This is a genomic window from Pseudomonas soli (assembly GCF_021283165.2).
Lineage (GTDB): Bacteria > Pseudomonadota > Gammaproteobacteria > Pseudomonadales > Pseudomonadaceae > Aquipseudomonas > Aquipseudomonas soli.
Window position 1 is genome coordinate 1,543,330 of the sequence record NZ_CP128543.1, and the last position, 26,294, is coordinate 1,569,623.

The following is a 26,294-nucleotide window of genomic DNA, read 5'->3' on the forward strand; positions in this document are numbered from 1 at the left end:
CTGGGGGATGAGCGTTGTGGACTATAGTCCGCTGACGATTATAGTCAACAACCCGAAAATTCTGACCTTTGATCTCGTGATCTCGGGTTGGACTTTTGGAATTACAACCAGACTCTTCGAAAAAGCACAATCATGCATTCGGCATGGTGCTGGCCGAGCTGCGCACTGCTCGGGGCATCTCGCAAGAAAAGCTGAGCTTCGAAGCTGGTGTAGATAGGTCGTACATCAGTCTGCTTGAGCGTGGCCACAAATCTCCAACCCTGGATACCGTTTTCAACCTTTGCTGCGCATTGGAAATCCAATTCGACCAGCTGGCCAGGCTGCTGCAGGCCAAACTGGAAGAGTTGAATGACCCAGGACATGACGCTCGCTGAAGGCCTGACCCTTTATCGACAGAAAGTCTCCGTACTAAAGAAAGGCTTTGTACAAGAGAGTTACCGTATCTCAAGTCTGCTTAAGTCGAAGTATGCCGACAAGAACATGCGTGATTTTCGAAGCCCTGATATCGCTAGTCTCCGCGACGAGCGTCTCTTGCAGACCAACCCTAAAACGGGTTTACCCATATCACCATCTACGGTGCGCCTGGAAATGTCGCTGCTGTCGAACGTGTTCGACATTGGCCGGATCGAGTGGGGGGTGTGCGAGTCGAACCCGGTCTCGAACGTACGCAAACCGAAAGCAGCACCTGGCCGAGATCGGCGACTAACTGCCCGCGAGGAGCGCCAGATCATGCGTTATTGCCATGCGCATCCCACACCAGACCTCTATGTCCTGGTTGTGCTGGCGATCGAGACAGCTATGCGCCAGGGGGAACTGTTGAAGCTTGAGTGGGAGCACATCAGCCTACAGCGGCGAATTGCGCACCTCCCCGATACCAAGAACGGATCGAAGAGGGATGTGCCCCTGAGCCTCAAAGCTCGTGATGCGTTGATCCAGCTCGGGGCACGGACGAAGGGCAAGGTGTTTGGCTATACCGCTAATGGGTTGAAGTCGGCCTGGCGCATCATGCTGCAACGGCTGGACATCAAGGACCTTCATTTCCACGACCTCCGGCATGAAGCCTGCTCGCGCCTCTTCGAGCTCGGCACACTCGACATTATGGAAATTGCTGCGATCAGTGGTCACAAGAGCCTGGCGATGTTGAAGAGGTACACCCACTTGAAAGCGTCCCGATTGGTGAAAAAGCTTGAGGGGAACAAGCACCGTGGCCAGCAGGTGATCATCAATCACCTGGTGCCGTATCCTGCTGTCGTTTCGGAAACACCCAGCGGCGTCACCGTGCGGGTGCTCGACTTCGATGGTGTACAAGGCGCTGGGGGTACTGCAGAGTTGGCAAAGCGAGTGGCGGAAGATGCGCTGCTACGTCATCTGATGGTGTCGTTAAGGGACAAGGAGCCTATTCCAGCTCCTGATCAGTATCTGGAGCAGGTTAACGAGGGCGAAATAATCATGCTCGACCCGTTGAGCCAGAATTGCCCCTCAGATGGGGCTCACACTTTTTTGCGGTGATTAGGTGATGTCTTGAGATTGCCCAGGCCTTGTGGATTGGGCATCTTGGGGCAATCCTATTTGCCAATCCGGGGTGTGGGCTGGCAGTGGTGATAGAAAACTTAAACATGAAGTTAGTCCAGCAAACACCTGGTATGCCGCCAACCAAGTTTGCGGTTCCAAGGGTGAGAAATGGCATTTGGCAAGCCTGTCGGAAATGCACATTTTGAGATCAATGGGGCTCAATAATGGAGTCTATTACTGGACTAGTGAATGGGGCTCGGCAGCGGCCTTCACTTTCCGCCTCAGTGACGCAGCCTTAGATATAGCTTCAGGTGGAGCAGCAGTTCCATTCTTTTGTGTCCAATAGGTTTGCCAATCCGGGGTGTGGACAGCCGCCGGCTCGGGCGAGCTTGGCGGATGGCAAATCGGCATTAACGGCAATACTGGGTACAGCGGCACCGGTAGCGTAACGGGTAGTCTGTTTTCTGGAACCATCAAGTGTCGGTCCAATGTATGCGGTGGTTTCGGATACGTGTTCTGTGGCAGTAGCGTCAGCTGTGCTGTGGCGAATGCAGGGGTCCTTACCCATTACAATTTCTATGGGTACACGGTTGGGGTTAAAGACCTACCAATAACCTCATCGATAAGGGAGTGGTGAGATGAATAGTTTGGATTTTCTCGTTTTCATCAAGGCCACTATTTCCAGCTTGAGCTCACAGCATGCTCTTCTTGAGCAGTTGGCGACCAAAGAACACTCTGAGGCTGTTGCAGAGTCTGCTAAAGCATTAGAGACTTTGCGACAGATTTCTCGAGGCTTGGCCGATTCCGACCAAATTTCGTCACTAGACCAACACTTGAACAACTTATTAAAACTACAAGGCCAGGCAAGCAGTTCGACGTAACGCATAACCATCTTGCCAATCCGGTGCTTGGAAAGCAGTGTCGGCAAGGTTTGGGGGAGCATATACAGGAGTTGGGTCAATGACCGAATCAGGATGTGGTATTGCCAACCCCCAAACAGGTGCATGTAGTTGTCCGTTGGGATTTTCCTCAAACCTCACAGGTTTCAGTTACGCAGGTGCAACTCCATACTATTGGTATCACGTTTGCCAAAAGTAACCATCTTGCCAATCCGGTGCGTGGCGGCAGGCTGCAGCAAAATTTGAGCTGACCGCCGAATACATTGCCGGCTACCAACAAACAGTCCGCATGATTGCGAGCACTGAAGGATTCTGCTTTCCCACCCTGATCAGCATGGCTTCTTTGAATAACTACGATAGTTATTGGGGGAAGATTTACATAGGGGCTGATGGTTTCTGGTATCTATCAACTGCTGATAGCTCATACCCAAGAGGGCAAAGTATGTACGCGCGATGCGTGCGATCCTAGTAGCAGCTTCAGGCGTCTAGTTACATGCGATCACATAGCTACATGCACCGCCTGGGTTGAATGCACCTTTGTCATAGAAGCCACAGGTTACGATCCGATTGCTATCAGCGTAAGCGTAATTACCGCCAGCATAATCGGGTCTCGGGGCAGGGTGAGGGTTTGACGCATCGGAAGCCGACCAAGTACAGCTATCTTGGGTACTGCCGCTTGGAAGAGGGATTTGCTGGCCGTGGGTGATAAATCCAGTAAGAACCTTTCCACCGCCAGCTGAACGCCACACCCCGGATTGGCAAACCTGTTAAGGCTTGCTGCAAGAGTAAGTTAGGCATGGATTACAGCCACCTATCTGGACACCTCCGATCAGGTTTGGAACCAGTCCCGTCGGGCAGCTATATCCACCGGTAAATCTATTCACGTACTGCCCGGTTATCCCAGTCATAAAGCCAGAACCTACACCATCTGCAGAACCGCCCGATTTCCACACCCCGGATTGGCAAGAAGGTGTGAGGCACTGGCAGGTAAGGGGCGCGCCCAGGTTGTTTTTCGACTGGATGCCGATCTTCGGGCACGCCTGTCCTTCAACAGCGGTGCTCTCGATATCCAGATACTCCCCAACTGTCACACGTCCGTCCGCCTGCAGTGTCCCGCCGCGGATTTTTCCGCCTGTCAACAGGCCCTTGTCGTTAAGAACCCTGACCCAGTCTGCATCAGCTTGGTAGATGCCGCCCCCCCACTTCTCGTTCACCCACCCAGTGTCGTTCTGGCTTCTGAACCAGCCGTCCTTACTGGTGATGTCGCTCGTCGCGGTGACCGCGCGGGCATTGTTGATGTCGTTGCCACCCATATCGATCGCGGTGTTCATCCGGTTGTATTCAGGGTGGCCTGGGACAGCGTTGCGGTAGAGGTAGTCGTTGGCCAGCTCGCCGTCCATCAAGAAGAGCGCGCTCGCGGTATGTCCCTGCCCAGGGTTGATGCCGTAGTTGCTGAGCGCCACTTCCCATCCACCTCGCACACCCTGGATGACTCCGGGCTTGAGTGACGATATGAATCCGCCCGGCCCGCCAAGATGCTCAGCGATGGTCCGAATGCCGAGTTCCGGGATGACCTGGCCACCGGTGGTCACCACAATGGCCTCGAGCTGGTTAGCGTTGAGGCGCCTGGCCAGGCCGACGATGGTCTGGCCGAAGCTATTGGTCGAGCTGAAGCCCGCCGGCAGATATTTGGTGTTTTGCATCATGTCTACGGTGACCTGGACAGGCGTAGTCGGGCCAGCATTGCTGAGCACCACGGAGTAGTTGTCCTTGAGGTACTTGGCAAAAGCGTCAGCGACAGTCCGCTGGTGTTCCGCGGCGATCCGGTAGTCCTGCTGGTTGCCGTAATTGAGCATCCACCAACCCGCGAGAGACAGCATGATGCTCATCACTATCAGGCCGAACAGGCCATCAATGGTAAAAAATCCAGCCTGCCCGCGTTTACTGGCCATGCCAGAGACTCCTGTTCGATTGGGTGACGATGTCTTGCTCGATCATCTGAAGATGTCCGCTGCGGATCTTCTCGCGGATGGACGGCGCGTCATCCAGGGTCAGTGACAGCGTTTGGAGTGTGAGTCGCGGCTGTCCGTGGTCTGGACGGAGGAGGGTTTGGTGAATGACCACAGTCAGCCCCTGTGAGAGCACCTCCAGGGCATTCGGCATGATGGGCTCGGCAAGTACAGCCAGGCGCTGGATGGAGCTCCCGATGCTGCCGCCGTGCCCAGTGGAGAAAATGAGATGGCCATTGATGGATGCTTTGATGACTTCAGCGGCAGTGGCCGTGTCTCGAACTTCACCGACCAGGATGAGGTCAGCGCGAGTTCGAAGAGCGCGTATCAGCGTTTCTGAATAGCCGCCTTGCATACGGGAAACCGGCAACTGGATGCAGCGGCCAGAGCCATGTTCGCCTTGGAGGAGCGTTTCCGGCGGGTCTTCTACAGTCAGGCCCAGGCCGCCGCGTGATGTCAGGCGGGCCTTCACCGCCGAGGCAGCACTGCTGGTCTTGCCGGTGCCCATCTCACCAGCGAAGTACACCAGGCCCCGGGTTTCTTCGGCGAGCAGGCACTCGTAAATATGGTCCGGTAACCCAAGATCCTCGAGAGGGATGATGGTTGCTCTTGACCGATTCAGCACAAAAAACGGCTTAGTGAAGACGTCCAGGTTGTACGTCACTCGCAAGAGCACGCGATCCTCTAACACGAGGGCGAATTCAGGCTCACGTGTTGTCTCGTACTGATGCAGACACCGCGCCCTCAGTTCCTGGATCTCGGTCAACCACTCCGGAGGAGCGGCGGCCTTGCGGGGCTGACCTGCCAGCCCCTTCACATCGGCAAAATCATGGCCAAGATAGAGGTCCACGAACTCAGCATCTGCAATCAAGCTCACGCTGGCAGCCTTCAGTAAGTAGTCCAGGAGATCGAGTTCATTTCGTTGGAGCAGCTTGTTGTAGCGGCGGCGGGAAGGACCTCGCCACTGGTTGCCGAGCCACCATTGATGGCGGTGGTGGTCTGCTTGTCCTTGGCGATCTTGGTGGTCAGCGTGATGCAAGCCGCTTTGGGGACGTTGCTCTCGGAGAGGGTGAAGGTCATGCCATTGCTCACAAGCGTGACGGCGCCGTTCCACTGGTTGGTCAGGGTGGTGCCCGAAACGCCCATTGAGCCGGTTCCGTCGATAGCGATCAGCGAAGGCACGAGATTAGTCCCCGATGTGCCATATCCAGAAGATCCCTTCAGCTTTTTGGCGTTGGTGATGATGGTGGTGATGTTGCTTTGCTCTACAGCGGCATCGGAACTCCCCAGCATCTTGTAGCCGATCCAGGCGATGAAACCTAAGGCGATGGTAATGAGCATGATCCACATCACGCCGTCGATGGACAGGAAGCCACGTTGGTTTTTTGGGGTAGAGAGTGTCATTGGTTGCCTCTGGGCTGTGTGCTTAGTGTTGGATTGAGTCCATCAGGCCTATGGCCAGCTGGAAGATGCCGACCATCACGAAGATCATGAGCAGGCCCATGATTACTGCGGATAGGGCTGTAAGGGACTTCGAGACCGTTTCCACCCGCTTGAGCATTTGCTCGAGCCAGCGATTGGCGAACCTCTCCATCGATGCGGCGAAACTTTGGCGTGTGGCCAAGACCTGCAGGAAATGGATGGCCATCGGATCCGGGAACTGGTGCCCGGCTAATTTGAGTGCTGTACCGAAGTCTTTACCCGAACTGACGCCGTAGTTGATGGCGTCGATCCTTTCTCGCAGCCAGGGAGAGGCGCTCCGGCTGAGAATGCTGAGCGCACTCAGTTGGCCCACCCCGGCGCGGAGCATCACTGACATGTTCAGCAGGAAGATTGAGCCGTGCAGGACTTTGTAGATTGACCAGGGGGGAATGCCTTCGAGCCGCAGCCTGGTGGTCTGCAGTAGCAAGCTGAGCTGCGTTTTCCAAACCGGGCTGTTCGGTCGAACCTGCAGGCCGCAGAAGTATGGGAGGGTCACGAACGAGACGACGACCAGGGTCAGCACGACTGCAACGATCAGAAGTCCGTAGTTCGTGACTACCTTGGAAATTACATAGAGCAGACTTGGGATGCCGGTCCACAGCTCTGGATCTTGCCGCTGAGCCATCGACGGCACCATCCAGGTGGCGATGACATACAGCAGCGCCCCCATGAGGCTCCAGGTAATCGATGGAAGCGCTACGACGGAGACAACCAGGCGAGAAATGCGTTGGCGGGCCTCGATGAGCCGAACGCAGTCCCGGAAAGCCTCCACAAGGTTGCCGGTTTTCTCCCCGGTATCGACCAGGGAAGCCTCGTCATATGGCAAATGGCTCCTGCAGGCGTCGGCGAGAGATTTTCCTCCCCGCACTAGCATCGCCACCTGACCACAAATGACTGACACGGGATGCATCGTTTTACCGTCATTGCTGAACGCCTTGGCAACGGTCTCCAGTGCTTCTTCGATCGGGATACCGTCCTCCAGGACGCCCATCAGGCTCTCGTAGAACTGGATTCGCTCGTTCTTCCCAAACTGCTTTGCATAGAAGGTGACCGCCCAGCCCTGGGCGGCCTCCCGTACACCTGTCCAGAAGTCCTGAAGCAATTCAAACATCGGATTGCTCCATCAGCTGCCTGTCGAAGTCGAGCGGCCCAGCGAAGAGCTCGGCATCGCGTGGGTCTACTATCCCGCTGGTGACTTTCATGATCCCGTGGGCGATCTTGGTGATGCCACCCATCTCGTTGACCCAGTACCTGCGCGCAGCGCTTGCACCGCGCTTGGTGAACGTATCCATGAGCTTGACGTTGGTCAGCAAGGTTTCGGCGATAACGGTGCGATCGACGACCCCAAGGTTCCTGCACTTGCTACAACCTTCACCGACCAGATTGACTTGGTCGACGATCTGCAGCTGCTTCAGCCGGGCGAAGAGATCCTTGCTGATGCCGTGGTTATGCTCACGCAGCGGGATGCGGCAAGCAGGGCAGAGCACCGGCACTAATGACTGGTTAGCGATCCCAGTGGTCAGCAGTGGATCGGTGACCAGGTAATCAGCCACGCCCATGTCAATCAGGCGCTGGATGGTGGCGATCACGTTGTTCGTGTGCAGGGTTGACCAGCTCTGGTGACCAGTCATGGCGCCGGTGTACGCCGCCTGGGCTGACGCCAGGTCGCGCAACTCACCGTACATGAGGACATCTGGGTCAAGCCGTACGGCATTGGTAATACCGTCACCCCAAGTCTCGCCGGCGTAAATCGGTGACTGGTTAGCCTTGAGCGGATACTCAGGGGGATGCTCGAGCGTGAGGATGTGCCTGGAGCCACCAGTCTCGTCATACAGCGCGTTGAGATTGACCTGCAGGGTCTTGGATTTTCCGGATCCTGTTGGGCCAGTAATCAGGTTAAGTCCGTAAGGCAGGCTCCGCAGTCTTCTGAAGTGCTCGATCTGCTGAGGCAGGAAGCCGAGCTCTTCGAAGCTCTGCTTGGAGGTATCGTCGTACAGCAGACGCATCACCATCAGCGGGCCATCCACCAGCGGCCGGGTTGCAACCCGAGCGCCGTACAAGCCCAGTTGGTCGACAAACTTACGGCTGACGCGGGCATCCTGAGCGATGTGGGGCTGGTAGTAATCGCCAGAAACATCGCACATGCTGTTGTACAGAGCAGCGCAGAATTCACGCCCTACGTCGCTCTTTTCCTGGCGTACCTCCTGAAGGACCCCATACAGCCGATACTTGATCCGGGTGACATCGTGCGAAACGACGATGTGAACATCACTGGCGCCGCGCCGGTGGGCGTCCCCCATGAACTCCACCACCTGGGCTTGGCGCTGGGTTTCGACAAGTGCCTTCATGCCCCTCGACGCCGAGGCTTGATACAGCGTCTTGATCTCAGTCATCGAGGCTAAGACCACTTCGTAGTCAATGCCTTTGTGCTCAAGCTGGTCCATGAATGCCATCACGTAGGGGTCACTGACGTGTTGGGGAGAGATGTACAGCTTCCCATCGGCGGTCATGGCCAGGACCTGGCGCAAGTCTTCCTTAATCGCATGAGGGCCGCCTGGGGCGGTCAGTACCGCCACTGGCAACGGCGCCAAAGTCAGTTCGGCAGGCTCAAGATCGACGGGCTCTGCGGATAGCTCGGTCATGGTCAATACTCCTCAGGGTTGGCCGGGCAGGAGGCCGGGGAGGCTCTGTTGTGGCTGAGATACCACCCGGTTACCGAATCCAAGTGGGTATCGCTTTCCCTCCTTGGTCAGCACGACCCCATCGAGCGTGATCTGTTGGACCCGGAAACCGTTCGGCAGCTCGCTGCCAGGCTTGGCGTCAAGCTCGCTGCCGTCGCTGTAGATCAGGCTTGCCCGTAATTTCTGTCCGGAGCCGCTGATTTCTTTCACCACCGGCAATGCCGATTGGCGCGGCCCTGAGGATGTAGCCGTCATGGCGGGAGTGAGCCCGACAGTAGGAAACTGCGTCACTGGCTGGGGGGGGCTAGGTAGTGTGCCGTTTGCCTCGAGCTCTGCCTTCGCGCGTTCGGCTTTTGCCTTGAACAAGATGGTTTCGCTCTGCACCTTGCCGAGCTCGCCGACGCTGATGGCTGAGAGATCTGTCGCTGTCTGTGCTCCGGCAATTGGCATCCAGAGCGTGAGCAGGATCAGGCTGAAGTTATTTCGCATACAGGACTCCTGTGACTGACCAGATCAGGTGGTCGGCCTTGTATTCGGTCTTGATCTCCTGCAGGCGCAGCCCTTGGGTTGGAGCGCCATTGAAGGAGTCGTAGGGCAGCACGCCAGAGGTGTACGACAGCTGGTACTGCTGCCACTGGGGAGGCGGCGGCGGAGGTGGCGTGGGTTGACCTGGCAGAGCAGGTTCCTGAGGCGTAACAACGGGGATCGGTTGCAACTGCGGTTCCTGAGAGAAACCATGGAACCAACTGGTCAAATTCTCCAGAGCATCTCTGGCCTCAATGAGGGCGTCGTCACCGGCAGCATCAAGGGAAATGTCGAATTTCAGCAGCCCGGTCTTACCCTGATTGATGAACTCCGGGCGGATAGAGAAGAGTTCTGCGACAGCCATCGTGAACTCGTGAGCGGTGCTGTTACCTGCGCGTTCGTAGGTCGCAATAACCTGTGAACTGTTGCACTTTGCCTCCATGAAGGGCCAGCCGCGGATACTCAGCGGCAATCGGTTCATGAACCTGCTGCAGGCCTCAACGAAATCGGTGACCGAGGGCTGTTTCGCCCAGGGGTGCTCCAGCGCCTGGATGGGTTGTTCCGTGCCTGTTTGCCTCTGCAGCTCGGCCAGCTCCTCGAGGCGTTTCTTCTCCGCCTCGATGGCAGCTTGACGCGCGATCTCTGCCTGATGGGATTTCCATTGTGACCAGGCCAGTAGCCCTCCACCGATCAAGAGGGCCACCAGGAGCAACTGAGCCAGCTCAGGCTTGGACATACCGAACACGAGTGGACGCAGCCGGTATTCACGCTTGAGCCGGGACGGCTGGAGCAGCTCATCGATGTCGATGAGGTCGCCGCCCATGCCAAACTCGGTTGGTAAGAACTCTCGCTCAAACTGGATGCCGCGACTGCGTTGCTGCAACACCCGTTTACGGACTTCCGATGCCGTGGCAATCAGGTCGCAACCCGGGATGATCCTGCCCTCATGGACAGCGACGATGGCATAGCGATCTTGATCGGCGTCGACGGCCCAGGCAGCAATCCATGAATCACCGAGCTGGCCAGCCAAGGTCGCAGCCAGCGAGTACATGCCTTTGTGAACGTCAGCGGAGCGGGAAACAAAGCCCGCCTGGATCATGAGCGACGTTCTTCGGATAGCCACGATGTCCAGGCCGTGCTCATGGCCATACTGACGGGCTTCCTTCATGTAGCTGGTCATGTTGCCCAGGGGCGTCCAGAGCATGCCAGTGACGAAGACACGCCCCCGGTGCTGGATGGTCTGCACCCGGCTCGAAGGTTTGTGTGTATCGGTGTTCATGAGCGCCGCCACTTACAGGTTGTCCGGGAGGACGATTGGTGTCACCAGTACCACCAGGGCGCTGTGGGACGTCGAGCGGGTTCGCCCACCGCCCAAGCCAAAGAAGCTAGGACTGCCAACGCCGGATTTACGGGCGTCATCCCCGTTCTCGTCGAACCCAGTCAGAATCAGTGTCTCACCGCTGCGCAGACGGACCTTGGGCGCCACGTTCTTGGTGTCGTAGTCCGTGGTCTGGACCTTGGAGTCGTTGCTCTCGAAGTCCTTGAAGATTGGCTTGCTGCTGATGCTGAGGGTGATCATCAGCAGCATGTTTTCTTTGTCCAGGAGCTTGGGCAGCAGCATCATGTTGAAGCCACTGGTGATCGTCGCCGGTGTCAGTGCGGTGCTGGAACCGACGGAAGCGGTGGTGGTGGTCGAGCTGGAGGCGACATAGCTTTGGACGTTGCCGATCTGGATCGGTGCCGGCTGCAGGTTCAGCGTGGTCACCGATGGCGAGCGCACTTCGGAGACGCGCCCCTGTTCTGACAGGGCTTGCACGACGGCCTTGGAGCCTGCCCACGGAGAGCTGGACGTATCCAGAATGCTGCCGCTGGCAGAGATCGCCTCGGAACTGATGCCGGCGACGGTGTTGCTCAGGCCGAAACCCCATTTCCCGGAGATGGACTTGTAGACAGCGCTCCAGTTGACAGCCGTCTGGTCGCTGTCGCTGAAGTTAACCTCGTAGACCTTGACGTTGAACAGCACCTGTCGAGTGATGCTGCGGTTGGTATCTTTCAGGTAGGCCGAAATTCGATTCAGCACCTCCGGCCGGTCGCTGACGGTGAGCGTGCCGGTAGAGCGAGAGAGATACAGCCGCCCTGGAGGCTGCATGCTGAGCATGGCCTTGACGTTGCTCTCGATGTCGCTCATCAGTGAGGTTTTGTACGTCGACTTGGTGCTCTGGTTGCTGCCGGATTCACCCGTGGCTCCCCCCGAAGATGTCGAAGAGCCCGAGTCGCCGTTGCCGGTGGAGGTCAGCAGGCCCGACTTGACGGTACTCTCGATCTCCAACTCGTCGCCGAATGTCCAGACGTCGAAGGTGCGGGTGTCGAAGTAGGTAATGCGCACGCCCTGCAGCTCAGGGTCGAAGTGCCACGACAGCCCCAGGCGTGAGGTGGCCTGGTTAAGCAGCCCGGAGGTTTTGCCGTTGTAGTTCAGGCCGGAGATCAGTCCTCCGCTGCCGAGGCCCAAGTCGAATGAGCTTGCGCTGCCAGGCATTGCCCCCGCCATGCCATTTGGCAGAAGACCCGCTAGGCTGTCTGGATCAGGTACAGCCTGAGCGGCGCCGCGAGCGGTAGTGCCGGCAGACTTCGAGGAGAGGATCCCGGGGTTCAATGCGTCAGGCGCTACAATGACCTGCAGCCCGGTTTCCTTGGTGATCAGCTGAGCCACGTCGGTGATCGACACTGGGCCTGCAGGCCGATAGGCAATGTCACGGTCCAGGCTGAACGGGAGCCCGCGCCTGGTCACCAGCGGCTCAGTGGAAACCCAGGGCTTGTTGCTGAAAACGACCGTGTCGCGGTTTTGTTGTGGCTGCTGGTTCTGCAGGAACTTGGTGTACTGGCCAGCCGTGCGGCCCTGGAACTCTGCTCGGTCGAACGACTCATTAACCCGTTGCACGGCACAGCTGCTCAGCAGGGCCAAGGCGATCGGGGTCAATGCCCAGCGGACCCAAGAAAACTTGTTCATTTCTTCTTCCTCTCAGCGACGTACAAGACGCTCTGGGAGCCTTCGCTACCGTCGACGACGAAGGATCGCGGGGCATTGTCGTAGAGCGGGAACAGCTGCTTAATGGCTTCCTGGAACGGGCCTTCGAAGTGCAGCGGTGCCTCGATCGGATAGTTGAGGTCTTCCTGGGCCCAGATCACCCGCCACCGGGCTTTTTTGGCCCATTCTTCAACGGTATCGCGCAGGGTTGATCCAACTTCGGCCGTCCATACTTGGGGCAGCGGCCGGGGTGGTGTGGCGGGCTTGACCTCGATGGCCGGGGCCACCACTGCTGTAGTGGTCACGGCAGCCGCTGGCTTGGATGCTGCAAGTTGGTTGGGCGCATTCGGTGCTGGGGACGCAGGTGTCGAAGGTTTAGCCGCGGTGGTTACCATCGCAGCCGGGATAGAGCCATCCTTGGCGGGTGCCATTGGGGGGAGCGCGGGAGCCACTGCCGCTGGGGCTGCGACAGCGGGTGTAGTCGTGGAGATGGGGGCGGGAGTAGGCACTGCGGCGACGACTACGCCTGGCGTCGAGGCTGGTGTGGCGGGGCTGGTTCCAGGAGCCCGCGCTTTGTCGGCGTAGAGTTGGCCTGCCGGCGTCGACGGGGTTGGCAATTGGTAACCGGGGCGAAGCACGAAGCACACCTGACGGTTCACCTCATCGACTTTCACCTGCCAGGCCGGGCCCGCGAGGACCTGCAGGGTGTTTCGCAGAGTCATTGGGCCGAGCTTGTACTGGGCTGCTGGCAGAGGTCGGGTGTACAGGATGTTGACGTGTTGCGAGCTGGGCGGGCAGAGGGCGTAACCTGACCGGTCGACCACGTAGAGCATGGCGTCCCGAACGCTGGGGTTCATGCTCGATGGGATGGTCACGTCGATGATCTGTGCCATCAGGTCGCGCTGGCTCGCGTCGGGTTGGGTGCTCACCAAGGTGTAGCGGCCATACCGAACGACGGGTTCCTTCTCCGGACTTGCTCCGTTCGGGTAGATGTCCGGAGACAGCCATTCGGGATTGCGGCTGCTATCGAACGCCGGCTTCGGCGGCTGCTCAGCCTTCTGAATCGCACAACCCGCAACGAGTGCGGCGAGCGAGAGAGTGGTCAACTGCCTGATCATGAGGCCCCCTGTAGTCATTGAAGGCAACGGTGACAGCCGATAGCTTTCCGCGCAGCTGGAAATCAATATCTCGCAGGACCAGATTTTTCCGGTGGGCTGATGAGTTCGTGCAACGGGTTGTCTTGGGTGCCCTCGGCAGCGGCCAGGGGGGCATGATTTTCTTGGCGTAAGGCTGATCGGCCTATCGCTGAGAGTATCTCTTGGCCTAAAGTGCATTTCATCACCGCCCAGGTCGGCGATCATGTCCGCTTCAATACCAAATTAAAAAAGATAACCATGAAAGAAACACTAGGTAGGTTGTATTTGTGGCAAATAGCACTGGCTAGGGTTTTGGATCTCCTGGCGCTTATGCAACGAGTAGACCGCTTCTGCAGAACTGGAAGGCCAAAAAATATTACTGAGCTGTATGATCAGGAACGTCGCAGATTAAAAACTGGTCTGCGACTTGAGGGCGAGGCATTAGATAGTTTTGAATCAGAGCATGGCTCCTTGTTTCCTGATGTTCACGATGTTCACCTTATTGATGAATTAATCACAGAAGAAATCATTATAAAGTTGTGCACTATTTTTAATTCTGGTTGGGGTAAACCCGGGGTTATTGCGGGAAATAAGAAATCGTTTTGGGAGCCGATTGTCGCTGAGGTGATTTCTGAGGCCTTCTCAGGTGACGTTAAAGTCAAGTTTTATGAGTTTCTAGAGGCCGCGAAGGGATACAGAGACAAGCATGGTGCCCACTTTGATCACGAAAGCTTCAACATGACTCATGGGGACAAAGAAATCGGTGAGGATGGGGTTATCTACAGCGTAGGATGGACCAGCGCCTTACTGACTTTTGATTGGGTTTTTGTGAATGAGACCCTGCCAGTATTTGCTAAGGCGTTGAACTCCTATATCGCCAAGTTACAGAGAGACGCCGGTATAATCTGATGGCCCATGTTTGGCAGCAATGCATCGGCCTGTTTTCCAAGGATTTAGGTTGGTAGTAGTCATTGGGTTCACGTTGAAAGGGTTAAGTTTCGGAGCTATATCATTCATGAGCTCAAACTGTGATTCCCAAGCGATCCTACTTATTGGATAGTCGCTGCAAGCATTGCCTTGGCCAGCGCGTCCTGCTGCTCTTCCGGCTCAATGAGCTCCAAGCTGACTTGGCGCTTCGCTAAGAGCATCTGCCAGAGCTGCTGATCGATGCTGTTCTCCACGAGGGGGATCTTCACGATCACCGTCCTGAGCTGACCATTCCGGTACGCCCGGTCCTCGGCCTGATCCTGTTGTCCGGGTGTCCAGGGCAGGCCCAGGAAGAAGACGTAGTTGGCGGCCGTGAGGTTGTTGCCGGTACCGGCGGCGTGGGTGGTGCAGATGAAAGCCCTGCAGTCGGGGTCGCCCTGGAACTTGTCGATCGCCTTCTGGCGTTTGGTGAGTGTGTCACTGCCGACCAGGGTGACGTTCCCGATACCGGCTGCATCGCACAGCTCCTTGAGGCGCGCGACGGTGGGTTTGAACTCGCAGAACAGGATGACCTTGTCTTCGGGGTCCAGCTCGCCCAGCAGGTCCATAGCGACTCTGACCTTCACCTGTTCCAGGTAATGGCGAAGCGCGCCGAGCCTGGCAAAGATGGGCCTGTCCTCGAGGCGAATGCTGTCGTACTTCTTCCGCTCCTCCACCCCCATCGCCACGGGCAGCAACTGCCGGTGCTTACCCTTGAGCCCGGGCAGAACGTCTTTGCGCCGGCGAAGCATCCAGTCGCCCAGTTCTGCCCGGAGGTTTTGCCGGAACTCTGGGCTGCCGGCGAAGCGTTCGCAGAAATCGCTGAGGGGCAACTGGCCGACCGGGTGCCCCGATAGACGTAGCAGGGTGTGCAGCTCTGTCTCGCGATTGAGGACAGGCGTGCCTGTCAGCAGATAGCGATTCGGCACCTTGGCTGCGATATCGAAGCCATGGCGTGTACGCTCGGCAGTCGGCTCCTTCAACTGGTGCGCCTCGTCGACCACTAGAACGTGGTAATGCTCAGCCAGCAGCACGTAGTCGCCGAGACGCTCGTAATTGATCAGCATCCATTGGACCAGCGGGTCGTGCTTCTGCACAGCGACTGTCGCGTCGGGGTAGACCGCCAGGATTTCGCGCTGCCAGTTGATCAGCAACGAGGAAAGGGTCACCACCAGGATCGGGCGACCGGCTGCACTGATATGCGCCGCGATAATGGCCTGGCGCGTCTTGCCGAGGCCCATATCATCAGCCAGCAGTGCGCTGGTGCGCTGGAGCAGGTGAGCGATGCCAGCAGGCTGGTGATCGAGCAGGGAATAGCCGACCAGGGCCTGGGCGATCGTGGCATCTGAGAACTCGGTGCGTTCAATCGGCGAGACGGCAGCGAGGTAGATGTCGTTGGAGCTCTCCTCACCGCTGGCGGCTGTCGAGGGTTCCTGAGGAGCACCGCCCAGGCTGATGCGTGGAATGTCTGCTGCTGGAACCACAGAGCCATCGCCCAGGAGCTCCTGTACCACGTCCAGGATCTCGAACTGCTCCTCCACAAGACCGAGCTCCAGGACCAGGTTGCTGCGCAGGATTTCGGCGGTGGCGTTGACTCGCCACGAGCTGGATTTGCCCAGGAACACTCCCCGCATCCGGCGGGCCACTGCAACTACTCCAGGATGATAATCTCCGGACAGCAGCACACCGCCGTCGGCGAGCGGGGCAATTCGCAGTAGCATTCCCGAGATGAACGCGTCCCGGCGTGGGTTGGCCAGCGCGCTCTCGATCTTCTGGCGGAAGGCCTGCCATGACTCAGTGACCTTGCCACCGGCCAGCTCGATCAGCTGGTGGTACACCAGGTCCAGCTCGTCGATGAGCTTGGCCTTGGGCACGCGCCAGTAGCGGCAGAGCGGGTGATCACTGCGGCGAATGAAGAACCCGCTCCGTGCGAACATGACCTTGTTTGCGCCTTCAATGTAAGGCATGAGGATGCCCATGTCGTAGCCGTCGAATACGGCGGCTTCGAGCAACACTGGTTGGCTATTGAGGAGGCGTGGCCGTTTCAATTGGCGTCCGCGCTCTTGGACTTCATCGGCACAGTCTGGTCCAGGTGGTAGGCAGGCACCCATCGGGTTAAGAGTACTGAGCCATGAAGCGACCCTCCCTGGCCACTGATTACGTACGCCGCAGGCTCTGAGCCCTTCGGCACACGTCTGCGTTCCTGCTTCCAGTACCCAGCGGTTTTGATGTCGTCAGGTTGTAACGGCCAGCACGACTCGCCTGGCCGGGATTCATAATGAGGGACCTTCGGATTGTCCGCCTGCTCGGCCTTCAACCGGTCAATGACTTTCTTGGAACGGGCCACAAGCACCTCCGGGAGGATGAGTAGTCAACTCGTCATCATTCAAGGTGCGCCTACCCGCACCCGTAAGAGCGAGCAGATTGGCAGTTGGGGGAAACCTGCTACAGGAGAAATGGATTACCGCCTTCGAAACATTTCGCCTACATGCCCCTGGGCTTGGTCATATCAGGTTTGTCGCCCACTGTGGGGTAGCTCACGCGGCAGTTGTTCGCTTTGAACCCGGTGCATCCCCAGAAGTCGTAACCGCCATCGCCGCGCTTCTGTCGGCGCGCGAGAGGCATCCCGCACTTGCCGCAGGAGTAGCCGTCCTGGGCGCCCGATGAGGATTCAGGCGACCGCGCCTTCATCGCCACTGTGGGCGCCTGTCGGAGGCTTTCCAGCTCACTCTGGAGGTGCTCGTAGAACTTGGCGACCACAGGGCCGTACCTATCCTCACCGCGGGCGATTCGATCCAAGTCCTTCTCCAGCGTGCTCGTGAAAGCCAGCTCGAGGAAGCTGAATCGGCCTTCCAGCTGGGCGACGGTAGCCTCTCCCAGCGGTCCTGGTACCAGCTTGCGCTTTTCCTCGACGACCAGGCCCTTGCTGGTGATGTTTTTAACGATCGCGGAGAAGGTGCTGGGCCTGCCAATCCCACGACGCTCCAGTTCCTTGATCAAGCTGGCCTTAGTAAAGCGCCCTGGCGGTTTGGTCTTCTGGTTCAACACCTCGCCCTGGAGTACGTTGAGGATCTGCTTAGGTTGCAGCGCCGGCACTGGATTTTTGGGCAGGTCGGTCGACTCCTCATCCGTGTCGTCTTGCTGCAGGAGCTTCATCCAGCCGAGATAGGCTACCGAGCTACCCGTCGCAGCGAAGCGCAGCGGCCTTTGATCCGGCCCCTTGGCCAGCAACTTTGCGGTACGCACGTCGTAGATGGCATCGGCGAGCTGGCTGGCCAGTGCGCGGATCCGAATGAGCTTGTACAGCGCCTGTTCATCGGAAGACTCTCCCGCAACCTCATCATCCCAAGCGGTTGGCGCGATCGCAGGGTGACCTTCCTGTGCGCTGTCTGCTGCCTTGAACGTCCGGCGTTCGTCTACAACGTCGAGCCCCTGGCGTCGTGCGACAGCCTGGATGTCAGGCATGGCCTCATCGGCCAGGTTGGGGTTGTCCGTCCGGTGGTATGTGATGACACCCTGCTCGTACAGGCGTTGCGCAATCTGCATCGTCTTGTCGGGGTCCCACTTCAACGCCACGCTGGCGGCTTGCTGCAAAGTGGACGAAATGAACGGTGCGGGCGGCGGACGCCGCTTCTTGCCGTCTTCGCACGATTCCACGATAACTGCACGGGTGGCGGCGACCCGGGCGGCGAGCGTGCCGTCCTGGACGTAAGGGTGTTCTTTGCTGGCAAAATCCGGCACCGGCTGCCATGCGGCAGTCCAGGCCAAGCTGGAAGCTTCGTCCCTGAAGGTCAGTTCTGCGCCGAAGTGGTGGATGACCTTGAAGTTGCGGATCTCCCGTTCGCGCAGTACAACCAGGTAGAGCGCAGGTGACTGTACACGGCCCGCAGACGTGGGTTGCCCCATGACTCGGCGCAGCTCCTGAGTGACGGGGTAGCCCACCAAGCGGTCGAGCACCCTACGGCACTGTTGTGAAGCAACGAGCTGGCCGTCGATCTTGCGGGGGTTAGCCAAACCCTCCCGCACACGATTCTGTGTGATTTCATTGAAGGTGACGCGCTTGTACTCGCTGATGCGCAGCGCCTGCTGAATGTGCCAGGCGATGCTTTCACCTTCGCGATCCGGGTCAGTGGCAATATAAACCTCGGTGGCGTCCTTTAGCGCCTTGCGGATCGTGCTGACGTTGCGGGCACTCTTGGGCAGCATCTCGTACACCGGCCGGAGGTTCTTGAGCACCCCAGTGGTGATCATCGTCTCGTCCATCCCCTTTTCAGGGAGGTCTCGGATGTGGCCACCAGTGGCTACAACCGTCCATTGCTCGCCAGGCCGGATCTTCTTCATCATGGGCCCTAGCTTCTTCAGCTTGCCCGGTGCCTCGATGATCATGAGTTTCATAAGGTGACCCTGAACAGTTCGAACAGAGCGCACTCTTGCCGCCGGCCGGAGGCGGCACAACGCGAAATGGTCAACTGAAAGGGCGGGAATTCGTTGGGATTGCTTTTATGAATTGCGTGATGAGGAGTGGTGCAATTTAGTCTCCTTGATCAGATTCCAAAGAGCTTCCTGGGGAATCCAGCTTCTGGAAGCCCAAGTGAGGAGAATTGGCAACCAGGCAAGGAGGGCTTAGAGTCGAGTAGATCTGCGACCTGTTTTATCCAGCTTGAACTTGGCCCCAAGCGTTGAACAAGCAGCCAGATGACGCTGATTAGCCCGAATATTCGAGATCGGGCATTTTGGTCAAGCGCCAGGTTTTGAAAATAAGGGTTGTCAAGAACGGAGAGCGGGTTGGCCGCTACTTGGTTCCAAATACGAGTATGATGTGCGCACCTGTTGCGCAAGGTATTTATCTCTCGTAGCCACTGAGTTAGCACGTGGGTATCACTAATACCTAGTCGAGCCGCAATGCGATTTTGATGGTTGCCTTTGAGGATTTCGAAGTATTTCGATAGTGTACCAAAATCCCATGCCTCCACAGCTACCCAGAACGGAATAGCTTTGTGCGCGCGTCTATGCCATTCAATGGAGTCTTCTTGGCTACGATCCAACAGATTTTTTTGGCGTTTTTGCCACTCTAACCAAGTATTTCGTTTTTGGTTAGTTTTGCGGTCATTCCAGTCTTCGGTCTGTTTAGGGCGAATGAACTGCGAGTCCGTATACGCCATTGGTGAGTGGTAGCCAACCTCGTGAGCAATTACAGTCCTGACCTGGATCTCAATCCGTTCAATCGCGTCAAGCATGAGTTGTCTAAGTTTCTTATCAAAAAGATAAAGATCGACGGCGTCATTGAAGGTTGTGTCAGGTAGAAAATTGCTTTTTCTACGCGGTTTGCGTGTTACTTGGCAGATAAGGACATTCTGTTGCTCGTCCCTATCAAAGTCGCGCGCGGGCTGCCAGTAACCACTGAGCCGATAATAGCCGATCTGTGAAATCTTCCGTTCTGCTCGGTTGGGGTCAGGTACGAGCATGCCTCTGGTAATCAGTAGCTCAACCAGTTCGGAATAATTTTTGAATGGCTTAGGAGGGGCTAGCTGCTGCAACATCCATGTTCCAGATAAAAGAAGGCCCAAACATAATACTGGACAAAGCCAGCACCAGAGGTTCAGGCGCGATTGGGCGGTGATTCTAGGGAGAAGGCGGAGGGGTGTCAAGACAAAATCAGCAGGTTGGCTGTGAAGGCCACCGCAAGCTGGAGGCTGTAAGAGCAAGAGGTCAGAGGCTGAGGATGAGCTGCTGGGCTCGATTGTACCCTTTAAGCCAAGAGGCCAACATGGCGGGGTGCTTGTAGGGACAAGCATACACGGGCAGCCCTTTCTCGGCGGCTTCCACTCCGGCAGCCTCCACCGCAGGATGGGGGTTGTTGAACTGGCGCCTATCCGCTTTTCGCTCCTGGGCCACTACATGCTGCATCGAATGCTCCTCATCAGTGCCCCTGCACCTGCCGGGCAGATCACGCCTCAAACATTCTTGATACCGGAAGCCTCGCGACAAGGCGCTTTTTTCGACTCCAGTAGCTAATTTTTAAACACGTTAGCAGCTGTAGGGTGGAGATGCCTTCAGGAAATGGTAATTTGCCAATGCGACGATTTCAACCGCCTCCTGACCTGGGCAAGCGCTGCTTGCAGCGCCCCTTCGGCCACGACTTGCCGTCCTGGTTGCGGGAGCTTCCCGAGGCGCGCGACCCTGGGCAGTAGGTTCTGGCCGCCAGGAGTTGTGTGGCATCTGACGCCAAGTGTCGAGTGGGCGGTCGCGTCGATCTGTTCTGGCTCCCAGAAACTTCACGAATGGCGGCGGAAAAATTAGGCCCCACACCAATGCCCGTGTGCCAGACCTAGTGGGGAATCATGCTTGAGCGGTAGAGTGCCGACCAAGCCAGCAGCGTCGCGCTGGGGTCCTCCAATGCGGCACGAACCATCACCTCAGCGTGTTGGCCTGTGATGTCGCAAACTGCCTGCCCAAGTCGCAGGAGCTCAGCCGTCACTCCTGCATCCCGGGCCTTGGTCGCAAACTGATACTCCTCGGCCTGCCCATACTCAAAGGTGGCCTTGAACTGGGAGCGAAGCATTTCGATGGCCTTCACCTCAGCCTCGGGCAGGAGGATGGTTTCGCCGTCGCAAAAGACCTGGGGAACGCCTTCGAGAGCATGTACGGCTTCCATGTAGCGCGAGGAGTCTACCGTCGCTTTGACGGATGGATATTCCGGGTAGTCGTGGTGCACGGGACGTTACCTCGAAGCGGAAATAGGTGGCGAGGCGCTGTCCTTGTCATCGGCAACTTCACGAACGGCGCCTGAAAAATGCCTGCCAAGATGTAGTTGGGTTTCTACGGCGAAGCTTCATCGAAGGGAGGGGTAGCTCGTAGTGACATCCTTGTCACCAGGAGCTTCGCGATGTGGCGCGCCAAATTAAGGGGGGGCTACAGAGGGATGTCGTCGTCAAAGCCTTCGCCGTAGTGGCGCATGTCCTCGGGGCTCGGCTGAGGCACGTTTTGAGCCTGGCCACCGCTGGTCTGACTGCGCGCCTGACCCTGCGGTTGGTTGGTCGGACGCTGACCGCCGCCGCCGCCAGACAGAGATACGTGCTCGATGCGATGTGGAAGAATCGCGATCCGGCTGGCTTCGACCTTGAGCGCAGACACCTCCTGGCCACTTTGTTTATCCGTCCAGCTGTCCATGATCGCGCGGCCAATCACCACAACGCGCATGCCCTTCTGGAACAGCGCTGCGAACCGCTCGGCATCCTGGTGCCACCATTCGACGTTGGCCCAGAAGCCACCACGATCCTTGTAGCCACCCTGGCCATCAGGGATCGAGTTGTCGAACATCACATTGAGTCGCAGCATGTGCCGCGGATCTTTGTTGCCGTTGGCGAACGACCGGTGCTCGGCAGCGTTGCCGACGTTGCCTTCCCAAACTACTGGTGTACCCATGGTGTATCTCCGTTCAGTGTTGAGGTGGGTTCATGACCTGCTGCAGTCGAGCCTGATATTCGGCCTCGGCCTGCCCCATTTTTTCTGCGCACTCGGCGGCCTGTTTGCCGATTGAGTGGATGAGGCTGATCTGCATGTTCAGGGTGATTCGGTGTTGCTCCAGGGCAAACAGGTCCTGCAGCAAGTGGGTTGGTGTTTTGGGGGCGTGGATCATCTGGGCCCATACGCCGACACCCATGCGCCGACCTTGCACGCTTTGCCAGCGAAGAAAGGTTGTGCCAGCCGCTGTGTTTTGCTCGATGAGCCTGACGGGCAGCAGGGCGAATGGATGTTGACGGACCTGGGCCAGCACTTCCTGGGTAATGGCGCGCAACCCTGCCTCCAGCGATGCGCAATGCTCCGCCAACTGGATCAGCTCCCCCTTACCTTTAAAGGGCTTTAAAAGGCCTTTTAGTGAGGCACTCTGTTGCAGCGCCTGATAGGCACCCTGTTGCAGCGGTTTGAAGGCACCCTGTTGCAGGGCCTCCATGGGTTGGGGGTCCAAACGCATCAGGATCAGGCCTCGCCTTCGAGATCGTCATCCAGATCCTCGACCGGGTCTGCGGAACCACGGCGGATGGGCGGGGCAAAGTTCGACCTGCGGGTGCCTTCCAGGATGTCCTGGGGGATGTCGCCGTAGCGCTTGTACATCTCGCGCGCGTTTTCAGCCCGTGCATTGTTGGCGGCGAAGTCGTCACGCGATGCACCGGAGAATCGATGGAGCTGGGCCAGTCCAAAAAGACTGCGCAGCAGGTGAGCACCCTCGTCTATCCAGATCTCGCCATCGCGGCGGCCGATCATGGCGACGTGCTGAGCCAGCAGGATGCGGCGGACGACTTCGTCGTATTGAGTCAGTAGATGGACGCCCTTGAAGCCCAGCGGGTTGGAAATGAAGAGTGGCAGCTTCAGCGGTTGAATGGAGAGGTTCTCACCGATTTCGAGCGCCTTGGGCAACTGGGCCATCACTTCATCCAGGCGGCTGTCGATGGCCTTCAGGGCATCGTCCACTTCCTGAATCTTCTCTTCGATCCTGATCATCCACCAGTCCGAGTATGGGTCGTCCTGGGCCGCTCCACGGTCGATCTGGTTGATCTTGAGGCAGAAGCCCGCCAGCCCGAGGATGCTGTGTTTGTCATCGGTCTTCTGGCGGCCCAGCCAGATTCGGGCAGCATGGTGGGTGTGGAGAGTCAGCTGGACCTGGCTCCTGAGGGAGCCGATGTTGAGCTGATAGTTGTCAGCCATGGACATGGTTTCCTTATATAAGGTGGGTGAACGATGTCCATGCTGCTTTTAGGCTGTTGGGCGCGCAGTAATAAATGAAGAACCCGGGGTGCTGGATTTGTCATAGTCGGCGCACACCATCCTGGTGTTGCGGGCCGCAACACTCCCAGGTGGTGCCGGTGACAACACTCGATCGGGCTCACGGCGGTGCCGGTGCCGGTGAATGATGCGGGCCGCATCACTGTCAGGTGGTTCCAGTGGAACCACTCGACCTGGCTCGCGCCGGTGCCGGTGCCAGTGAATGATGCGGGCCGCATCACTATCAGGGGATTCTGGTGGAACCACTCGACCCGGCCTCGGCGCCGGTGTCGAATCAGGTGAGTGATGCGGGCCGCATCACTATCAGGCGATTCCAGTGGAATCACTCGACCTGGCTCACGGCGGTGCCGGTGCCGGTGAATGATGCGGGCCGCATCACTGTCAGGTGGTTCCAGTGGAACCACTCGACCTGGCTCGCGCCGGTGTCGGTGCCAGTGAATGATGCGGGCCTCACTATCAGGGGATTCCGGTGGAACCACTCGACCTGGCTCGCGCCGGTGTCGATGCCGGTGAATGATGCGGGCCGCATCACTCGACTAATGGTCCATGGGTTATTAATCAATGAGTTAGAATCACAAATGCGCTCCAGCCTGCGGCGGAGATGAACGGACCAAATGGAATTCTTGCGTCGGTAGATCGCTTTCCCAGGAGTATGAGAAGCATTGCGGCTAGACCTGCACCTAGCAGAGAGCAAACTACAGTCCAGCCAAGTACCTGTAGGCCACCCCACGCACCCATCAATGCCAACAGCTTAATGTCGCCTCTACCGATGCTTTCTCGGCCAGTGATTAGTCCGGTTAGTTGACTCACAGACCAGAAGAAGCCAAAGCCAACGACACACCCCCAAAGAGCGTCCTGCAGTACCGTGAACAGTCCGAAGGAGTTGAGGACTAAGCCGGCCCAGAGTCCTGGTATTACCAGCGAATCCGGCAGTAGGTGGTGCTCACTGTCGATCAAGCTCAAAGCCAGAAGCATCCAGGTAAACAGCAGGGCACAGAAGGCCTGCATAGTTGGCCCAAAATGCATTGTCACCACGAGTGACAACGCAGCGCAGCTAATCTGCGCGGTCCAGATTACTCGCGAAGGGGTTCTGGCCGGTTGAAGGTCGGAATGTTTCTCTGAATCCAGCCCCAGCAGTTCCCGTGCATCCCGCTGCCATTGGCGCTTGAGGAGTGCAGGTAGGCAGCAAGCGCCCCAGGTACAAACGCGGCCCGCCAGCATACCAATCACAACAGAGGCAAATCCCAGGGTGATCGTAGAACCCATCCAATCACTCATCGGTGGGCTCCACGCGGCGTCGAGGGTCAAGCAGGGCCTGCAGCGAGGTCAGCGCGGAATTTGCTGTCTGCATCGCAGTCGCTGTCGGTGCCGGCTTGGGAACGGCGGGCTGAGTGGGCCGTGCTACCACGCTGGCCGCTGGCGATGACGTCGGAGTTGCAGCAGGCGCTGTAGGGCTCCACTCTGCGTTGAAGTCACCCCGTATGGCCTTGCCTGCAAGGCTCGTCAGGTACGCGAGGGGCTTGGCGACACTCCCGCTAGTACAGCGATGCTTCCACTGGTTGATCACCGCCTCTCGGAGATTCTCCGGTACCGGCCCCATGATCTCACGTGCCTTCACACGGTCCTCTGGCTTGAGGAGATCTAGGGCAAGTAACCAGTTCACACCTGCACTCTCGCGCGGTTGTACAGAGCTTTTAGATACAGACTTGTCTGTATTTGTATACGTACTAGCTGAGTTCGGAATCCGAACTGAGGGTGAACTCAGTGGTTTCAGGCTGAGTTCGGAATCCGAACTGAGGGGGAGGGCCCCCTGTTTCGCTGAGTTCGTACTGAGTTCGGATTCCGAACTCAGTCCATCCACGGCTAAGTCTTGCTGAGTTCGGATTCCGAACTCAGGCGCAGGCAGTGCATTTTGTTTGGTTTCAACTGCCCAGGTCTGGGCGTTCAGTCGATCGCTAATCGTGTCAATGCGCGAGGGAAGTCGTCGCCCAACGTCTGGATCGCTGGTGAATTCTCTCCAGGTAATTGCCGCGATGTCCTTGATCGCTTTGTTCTGATGCTCCATGGATTGCATCAGCAAGGTCATATAGTCCTTGTCGAACTCCAGGGCCTCCGCCGGCGTGACAGGCTCGTCGTGTAGGAGGTAGACGTTCCCCTGAACCTGGCCGTTGATCTCATTCCGCACCGTCCGGCCCAGGCTTAACCAGCGGGTCAGACGGAGCACCGTCAAGGCTTTTGCCACGGTTTCTCTAGAGGCGTGTTTACCTGGATTCATGCCGAGGTAGGGCCGCAGTTGGTCATAGGTGGGGAAAGCCGTGATTCCATCTTCATTGACCAGCAGTCGAAAGACTTGCCAGCAATTGCGTTCCAAGGGGGTCAACCGATTGTCGAGTAGGAGTTTACGCGGGACCGTTTCATGCGGATTTCCGCTGAAAATTATCCCGGAGTAGGGTGTAGCAGGCGCTGCAGTAGGGGCGGTGTCCTCAGCTCTCTTCTTCTGCACATGGGCCTCGAGTTGCCCCGAGGCCGAATCTAGGAGCGTGGAAATCGGGAACCGTGTGAGCTTCATCTTCTCTGATCGCCTTCTCCAGGATGGATAGAGGCGGTGCCGCTTTCATCGACATGACGTAGGCCGCCCTCATCCAAAAGGGTGAGCTGTCGTCGCTCAGTGACTCGGGAGCGTTCAGTGCTGCCTGGATACAAGCCTTGTTCGACCCACTGAGTGATCCGTGACCAGATCTGCGCAAGCGTGAGACCGTCCGTGCTCAGCTCCTCGGCAACCAGCATGGCCACGTCGAGCATGGCCAAGCTGTCCTCGAGCTCGACGCGGTGCTCATCCATCAACTTGGTCCAGCGATGCCAAATATGGTGATCCTGATCTTCAGAGAGCTCTGGCCATCGACCGCGTGGGGCACGCACCCCAATGACGGTACGCTGCAAGGCTATCTCTTGAGGTGTGAGCCCGAAGAACTTGCCGAGCAAGCTGGTCGTGGCCCCCAGCCGGATCGCGCGCTCGATAAGCCGAGTTTCCTCTTCTGTACGCGCGGCGCCGGTCAGCAGCTTGAGGATCATTGAGCTGTTGATTGACACGTTGACCCATGAAACAGGGGTATTGCGGAGCAAACTGAGGACTGTTGGGTGCTGGATCTGGCCCAGCACCTCTGGTTCAACTCCCATCTCTACACAGCGCTGAAGTTGACCGTTACGCATGAGGTCAAGCAGCTGTGAGAGAACCGCTTCGTTAAGTGTTGACTTGGACATTGAGACTCCCTCCC

Annotated in this window: 25 protein-coding genes; 5 read left to right on the forward strand and 20 right to left on the reverse strand. The window is 57.8% G+C overall.

Features of this window, described 5'->3' with window-relative positions:
- The first annotated feature begins 143 nt into the window (after positions 1 to 143).
- The 3 genes from LU688_RS07265 (at position 144) to LU688_RS07275 (ending at position 2,393) form a co-directional block, all read left to right on the forward strand.
- The gene (locus LU688_RS07265) at positions 144 to 374 is read left to right on the forward strand and encodes a helix-turn-helix domain-containing protein (RefSeq protein ID WP_036986864.1); all 231 of its coding nucleotides are present in this window, start codon (positions 144 to 146) and stop codon (positions 372 to 374) included.
- A complete protein-coding gene (locus LU688_RS07270) occupies positions 349 to 1,509 on the forward strand; it encodes a tyrosine-type recombinase/integrase (RefSeq protein ID WP_028692968.1) in 1,161 nt (386 codons plus the stop codon). Before LU688_RS07265 ends, LU688_RS07270 begins: the two co-directional genes overlap by 26 nt.
- A 641-nt stretch (positions 1,510 to 2,150) precedes the next feature.
- Positions 2,151 to 2,393, forward strand: coding sequence for a hypothetical protein (locus LU688_RS07275; protein WP_038705588.1), 243 nt, complete (start codon positions 2,151 to 2,153; stop codon positions 2,391 to 2,393).
- 785 nt (positions 2,394 to 3,178) lie between these two features.
- On the opposite strand, the gene pilV is transcribed toward LU688_RS07275, so the two are convergent.
- The 9 genes from pilV to pilL2 are packed head-to-tail and all read right to left on the reverse strand — an operon-like array spanning position 3,179 to position 13,251.
- Positions 3,179 to 4,363, reverse strand: a complete 1,185-nt coding sequence (gene pilV, locus LU688_RS07280; protein WP_128671095.1) for a shufflon system plasmid conjugative transfer pilus tip adhesin PilV — start codon at positions 4,361 to 4,363, stop codon at positions 3,179 to 3,181.
- Positions 4,353 to 5,297 carry an ATPase, T2SS/T4P/T4SS family gene (locus LU688_RS07285; RefSeq protein WP_023628938.1) on the reverse strand — a complete coding sequence of 315 codons (945 nt, stop codon included), beginning with the start codon at positions 5,295 to 5,297 and terminating at the stop codon, positions 4,353 to 4,355. Before LU688_RS07285 ends, pilV begins: the two co-directional genes overlap by 11 nt.
- 11 nt (positions 5,298 to 5,308) lie before the next feature.
- Positions 5,309 to 5,824, reverse strand: a complete 516-nt coding sequence (locus LU688_RS07290; protein WP_023628939.1) for a type 4 pilus major pilin — start codon at positions 5,822 to 5,824, stop codon at positions 5,309 to 5,311.
- Positions 5,825 to 5,846: 22 nt separating this feature from the next.
- Positions 5,847 to 7,013 carry a type II secretion system F family protein gene (locus LU688_RS07295; RefSeq protein WP_023628940.1) on the reverse strand — a complete coding sequence of 389 codons (1,167 nt, stop codon included), beginning with the start codon at positions 7,011 to 7,013 and terminating at the stop codon, positions 5,847 to 5,849.
- Entirely contained in the window at positions 7,006 to 8,544 is a 1,539-nt protein-coding gene (locus tag LU688_RS07300; RefSeq protein WP_023628941.1) for a GspE/PulE family protein, read from the reverse strand. The genes LU688_RS07295 and LU688_RS07300 overlap by 8 nt, the downstream gene beginning before the upstream one ends.
- A 12-nt stretch (positions 8,545 to 8,556) precedes the next feature.
- Positions 8,557 to 9,072 carry a type IV pilus biogenesis protein PilP gene (gene pilP / locus LU688_RS07305; protein ID WP_023628942.1) on the reverse strand — a complete coding sequence of 172 codons (516 nt, stop codon included), beginning with the start codon at positions 9,070 to 9,072 and terminating at the stop codon, positions 8,557 to 8,559.
- Positions 9,062 to 10,387 carry a type 4b pilus protein PilO2 gene (gene pilO2 / locus LU688_RS07310; protein ID WP_028692969.1) on the reverse strand — a complete coding sequence of 442 codons (1,326 nt, stop codon included), beginning with the start codon at positions 10,385 to 10,387 and terminating at the stop codon, positions 9,062 to 9,064. The genes pilP and pilO2 overlap by 11 nt, the downstream gene beginning before the upstream one ends.
- 12 nt (positions 10,388 to 10,399) lie before the next feature.
- Entirely contained in the window at positions 10,400 to 12,115 is a 1,716-nt protein-coding gene (pilN, locus tag LU688_RS07315) for a PilN family type IVB pilus formation outer membrane protein (protein WP_023628786.1), read from the reverse strand.
- A complete protein-coding gene (pilL2, locus tag LU688_RS07320; RefSeq protein WP_038707446.1) occupies positions 12,112 to 13,251 on the reverse strand; it encodes a PFGI-1 class ICE element type IV pilus protein PilL2 in 1,140 nt (379 codons plus the stop codon). The genes pilN and pilL2 overlap by 4 nt, the downstream gene beginning before the upstream one ends.
- Before the next feature lie 276 nt (positions 13,252 to 13,527).
- On the opposite strand from pilL2, the gene LU688_RS07325 reads away from it, so the two are divergent.
- Positions 13,528 to 14,178: a hypothetical protein gene (locus LU688_RS07325; protein ID WP_023628785.1), complete on the forward strand. Its 651-nt coding sequence runs from the start codon at positions 13,528 to 13,530 to the stop codon at positions 14,176 to 14,178.
- A 140-nt stretch (positions 14,179 to 14,318) separates the two neighbouring features.
- On the opposite strand, the gene LU688_RS07330 is transcribed toward LU688_RS07325, so the two are convergent.
- The 8 genes from LU688_RS07330 to LU688_RS07365 all read right to left on the reverse strand — a co-directional run bounded on the left by LU688_RS07330 (position 14,319) and on the right by LU688_RS07365 (position 22,941).
- Positions 14,319 to 16,283 (reverse strand): DEAD/DEAH box helicase, encoded by a 1,965-nt coding sequence (locus tag LU688_RS07330; protein ID WP_232888291.1) that lies wholly within the window; start codon positions 16,281 to 16,283, stop codon positions 14,319 to 14,321.
- A 436-nt stretch (positions 16,284 to 16,719) separates the two neighbouring features.
- Entirely contained in the window at positions 16,720 to 18,630 is a 1,911-nt protein-coding gene (topA, locus tag LU688_RS07335; RefSeq protein ID WP_023628782.1) for a type I DNA topoisomerase, read from the reverse strand.
- Positions 18,631 to 18,779: 149 nt separating this feature from the next.
- Positions 18,780 to 19,775: an Abi family protein gene (locus tag LU688_RS07340; RefSeq protein WP_023628781.1), complete on the reverse strand. Its 996-nt coding sequence runs from the start codon at positions 19,773 to 19,775 to the stop codon at positions 18,780 to 18,782.
- 169 nt (positions 19,776 to 19,944) lie between these two features.
- Positions 19,945 to 20,142 carry a CrpP family ICE-associated protein gene (locus LU688_RS07345; RefSeq protein WP_023628780.1) on the reverse strand — a complete coding sequence of 66 codons (198 nt, stop codon included), beginning with the start codon at positions 20,140 to 20,142 and terminating at the stop codon, positions 19,945 to 19,947.
- 421 nt (positions 20,143 to 20,563) lie between these two features.
- Positions 20,564 to 20,950, reverse strand: a complete 387-nt coding sequence (locus tag LU688_RS07350) for a hypothetical protein (protein ID WP_023628779.1) — start codon at positions 20,948 to 20,950, stop codon at positions 20,564 to 20,566.
- Positions 20,951 to 21,147: 197 nt separating this feature from the next.
- Positions 21,148 to 21,660 (reverse strand): single-stranded DNA-binding protein, encoded by a 513-nt coding sequence (locus tag LU688_RS07355; RefSeq protein ID WP_023628778.1) that lies wholly within the window; start codon positions 21,658 to 21,660, stop codon positions 21,148 to 21,150.
- A gap of 13 nt (positions 21,661 to 21,673) precedes the next feature.
- Positions 21,674 to 22,189 carry a DUF3158 family protein gene (locus tag LU688_RS07360; RefSeq protein ID WP_230852995.1) on the reverse strand — a complete coding sequence of 172 codons (516 nt, stop codon included), beginning with the start codon at positions 22,187 to 22,189 and terminating at the stop codon, positions 21,674 to 21,676.
- A gap of 26 nt (positions 22,190 to 22,215) precedes the next feature.
- A complete protein-coding gene (locus tag LU688_RS07365) occupies positions 22,216 to 22,941 on the reverse strand; it encodes a PFL_4669 family integrating conjugative element protein (RefSeq protein ID WP_023628776.1) in 726 nt (241 codons plus the stop codon).
- 314 nt (positions 22,942 to 23,255) lie between these two features.
- Here LU688_RS07365 and LU688_RS07370 point away from each other — a divergent pair, with 314 nt between their 5' ends.
- Positions 23,256 to 23,624, forward strand: a complete 369-nt coding sequence (locus LU688_RS07370) for a hypothetical protein (RefSeq protein ID WP_143524245.1) — start codon at positions 23,256 to 23,258, stop codon at positions 23,622 to 23,624.
- Here the strand turns inward: LU688_RS07370 and LU688_RS27770 are convergent.
- Genes LU688_RS27770 through LU688_RS07380 form a run of 3 tightly spaced genes read right to left on the reverse strand, consistent with a single transcriptional unit; the run spans position 23,578 to position 26,280 of the window.
- A complete protein-coding gene (locus LU688_RS27770) occupies positions 23,578 to 24,297 on the reverse strand; it encodes a prepilin peptidase (RefSeq protein WP_023628774.1) in 720 nt (239 codons plus the stop codon). The genes LU688_RS07370 and LU688_RS27770 overlap by 47 nt on opposite strands.
- Positions 24,290 to 25,588, reverse strand: coding sequence for an STY4528 family pathogenicity island replication protein (locus LU688_RS07375; RefSeq protein WP_023628773.1), 1,299 nt, complete (start codon positions 25,586 to 25,588; stop codon positions 24,290 to 24,292). The genes LU688_RS27770 and LU688_RS07375 overlap by 8 nt, the downstream gene beginning before the upstream one ends.
- Positions 25,585 to 26,280 carry a DUF2857 domain-containing protein gene (locus LU688_RS07380; RefSeq protein ID WP_023628772.1) on the reverse strand — a complete coding sequence of 232 codons (696 nt, stop codon included), beginning with the start codon at positions 26,278 to 26,280 and terminating at the stop codon, positions 25,585 to 25,587. Before LU688_RS07380 ends, LU688_RS07375 begins: the two co-directional genes overlap by 4 nt.
- Between the last annotated feature and the right edge of the window lie 14 nt (positions 26,281 to 26,294).

Coding starts and splice junctions, on each gene's coding strand:
- LU688_RS07265 (WP_036986864.1), top strand. CDS start 144: ATGGTGCTGGCCGAGCTGCGCACTGCTCGGGGCATCTCGCAAGAAAAG.
- LU688_RS07270 (WP_028692968.1), top strand. CDS start 349: ATGACCCAGGACATGACGCTCGCTGAAGGCCTGACCCTTTATCGACAG.
- LU688_RS07275 (WP_038705588.1), top strand. CDS start 2,151: ATGAATAGTTTGGATTTTCTCGTTTTCATCAAGGCCACTATTTCCAGC.
- pilV (WP_128671095.1), bottom strand. CDS start 4,363: ATGGCCAGTAAACGCGGGCAGGCTGGATTTTTTACCATTGATGGCCTG.
- LU688_RS07290 (WP_023628939.1), bottom strand. CDS start 5,824: ATGACACTCTCTACCCCAAAAAACCAACGTGGCTTCCTGTCCATCGAC.
- LU688_RS07295 (WP_023628940.1), bottom strand. CDS start 7,013: ATGTTTGAATTGCTTCAGGACTTCTGGACAGGTGTACGGGAGGCCGCC.
- LU688_RS07300 (WP_023628941.1), bottom strand. CDS start 8,544: ATGACCGAGCTATCCGCAGAGCCCGTCGATCTTGAGCCTGCCGAACTG.
- pilP (WP_023628942.1), bottom strand. CDS start 9,072: ATGCGAAATAACTTCAGCCTGATCCTGCTCACGCTCTGGATGCCAATT.
- pilO2 (WP_028692969.1), bottom strand. CDS start 10,387: ATGAACACCGATACACACAAACCTTCGAGCCGGGTGCAGACCATCCAG.
- pilN (WP_023628786.1), bottom strand. CDS start 12,115: ATGAACAAGTTTTCTTGGGTCCGCTGGGCATTGACCCCGATCGCCTTG.
- pilL2 (WP_038707446.1), bottom strand. CDS start 13,251: ATGATCAGGCAGTTGACCACTCTCTCGCTCGCCGCACTCGTTGCGGGT.
- LU688_RS07325 (WP_023628785.1), top strand. CDS start 13,528: ATGAAAGAAACACTAGGTAGGTTGTATTTGTGGCAAATAGCACTGGCT.
- topA (WP_023628782.1), bottom strand. CDS start 18,630: ATGAAACTCATGATCATCGAGGCACCGGGCAAGCTGAAGAAGCTAGGG.
- LU688_RS07340 (WP_023628781.1), bottom strand. CDS start 19,775: ATGTTGCAGCAGCTAGCCCCTCCTAAGCCATTCAAAAATTATTCCGAA.
- LU688_RS07345 (WP_023628780.1), bottom strand. CDS start 20,142: ATGCAGCATGTAGTGGCCCAGGAGCGAAAAGCGGATAGGCGCCAGTTC.
- LU688_RS07355 (WP_023628778.1), bottom strand. CDS start 21,660: ATGGGTACACCAGTAGTTTGGGAAGGCAACGTCGGCAACGCTGCCGAG.
- LU688_RS07360 (WP_230852995.1), bottom strand. CDS start 22,189: ATGGAGGCCCTGCAACAGGGTGCCTTCAAACCGCTGCAACAGGGTGCC.
- LU688_RS07365 (WP_023628776.1), bottom strand. CDS start 22,941: ATGGCTGACAACTATCAGCTCAACATCGGCTCCCTCAGGAGCCAGGTC.
- LU688_RS27770 (WP_023628774.1), bottom strand. CDS start 24,297: ATGAGTGATTGGATGGGTTCTACGATCACCCTGGGATTTGCCTCTGTT.
- LU688_RS07375 (WP_023628773.1), bottom strand. CDS start 25,588: ATGAAGCTCACACGGTTCCCGATTTCCACGCTCCTAGATTCGGCCTCG.
- LU688_RS07380 (WP_023628772.1), bottom strand. CDS start 26,280: ATGTCCAAGTCAACACTTAACGAAGCGGTTCTCTCACAGCTGCTTGAC.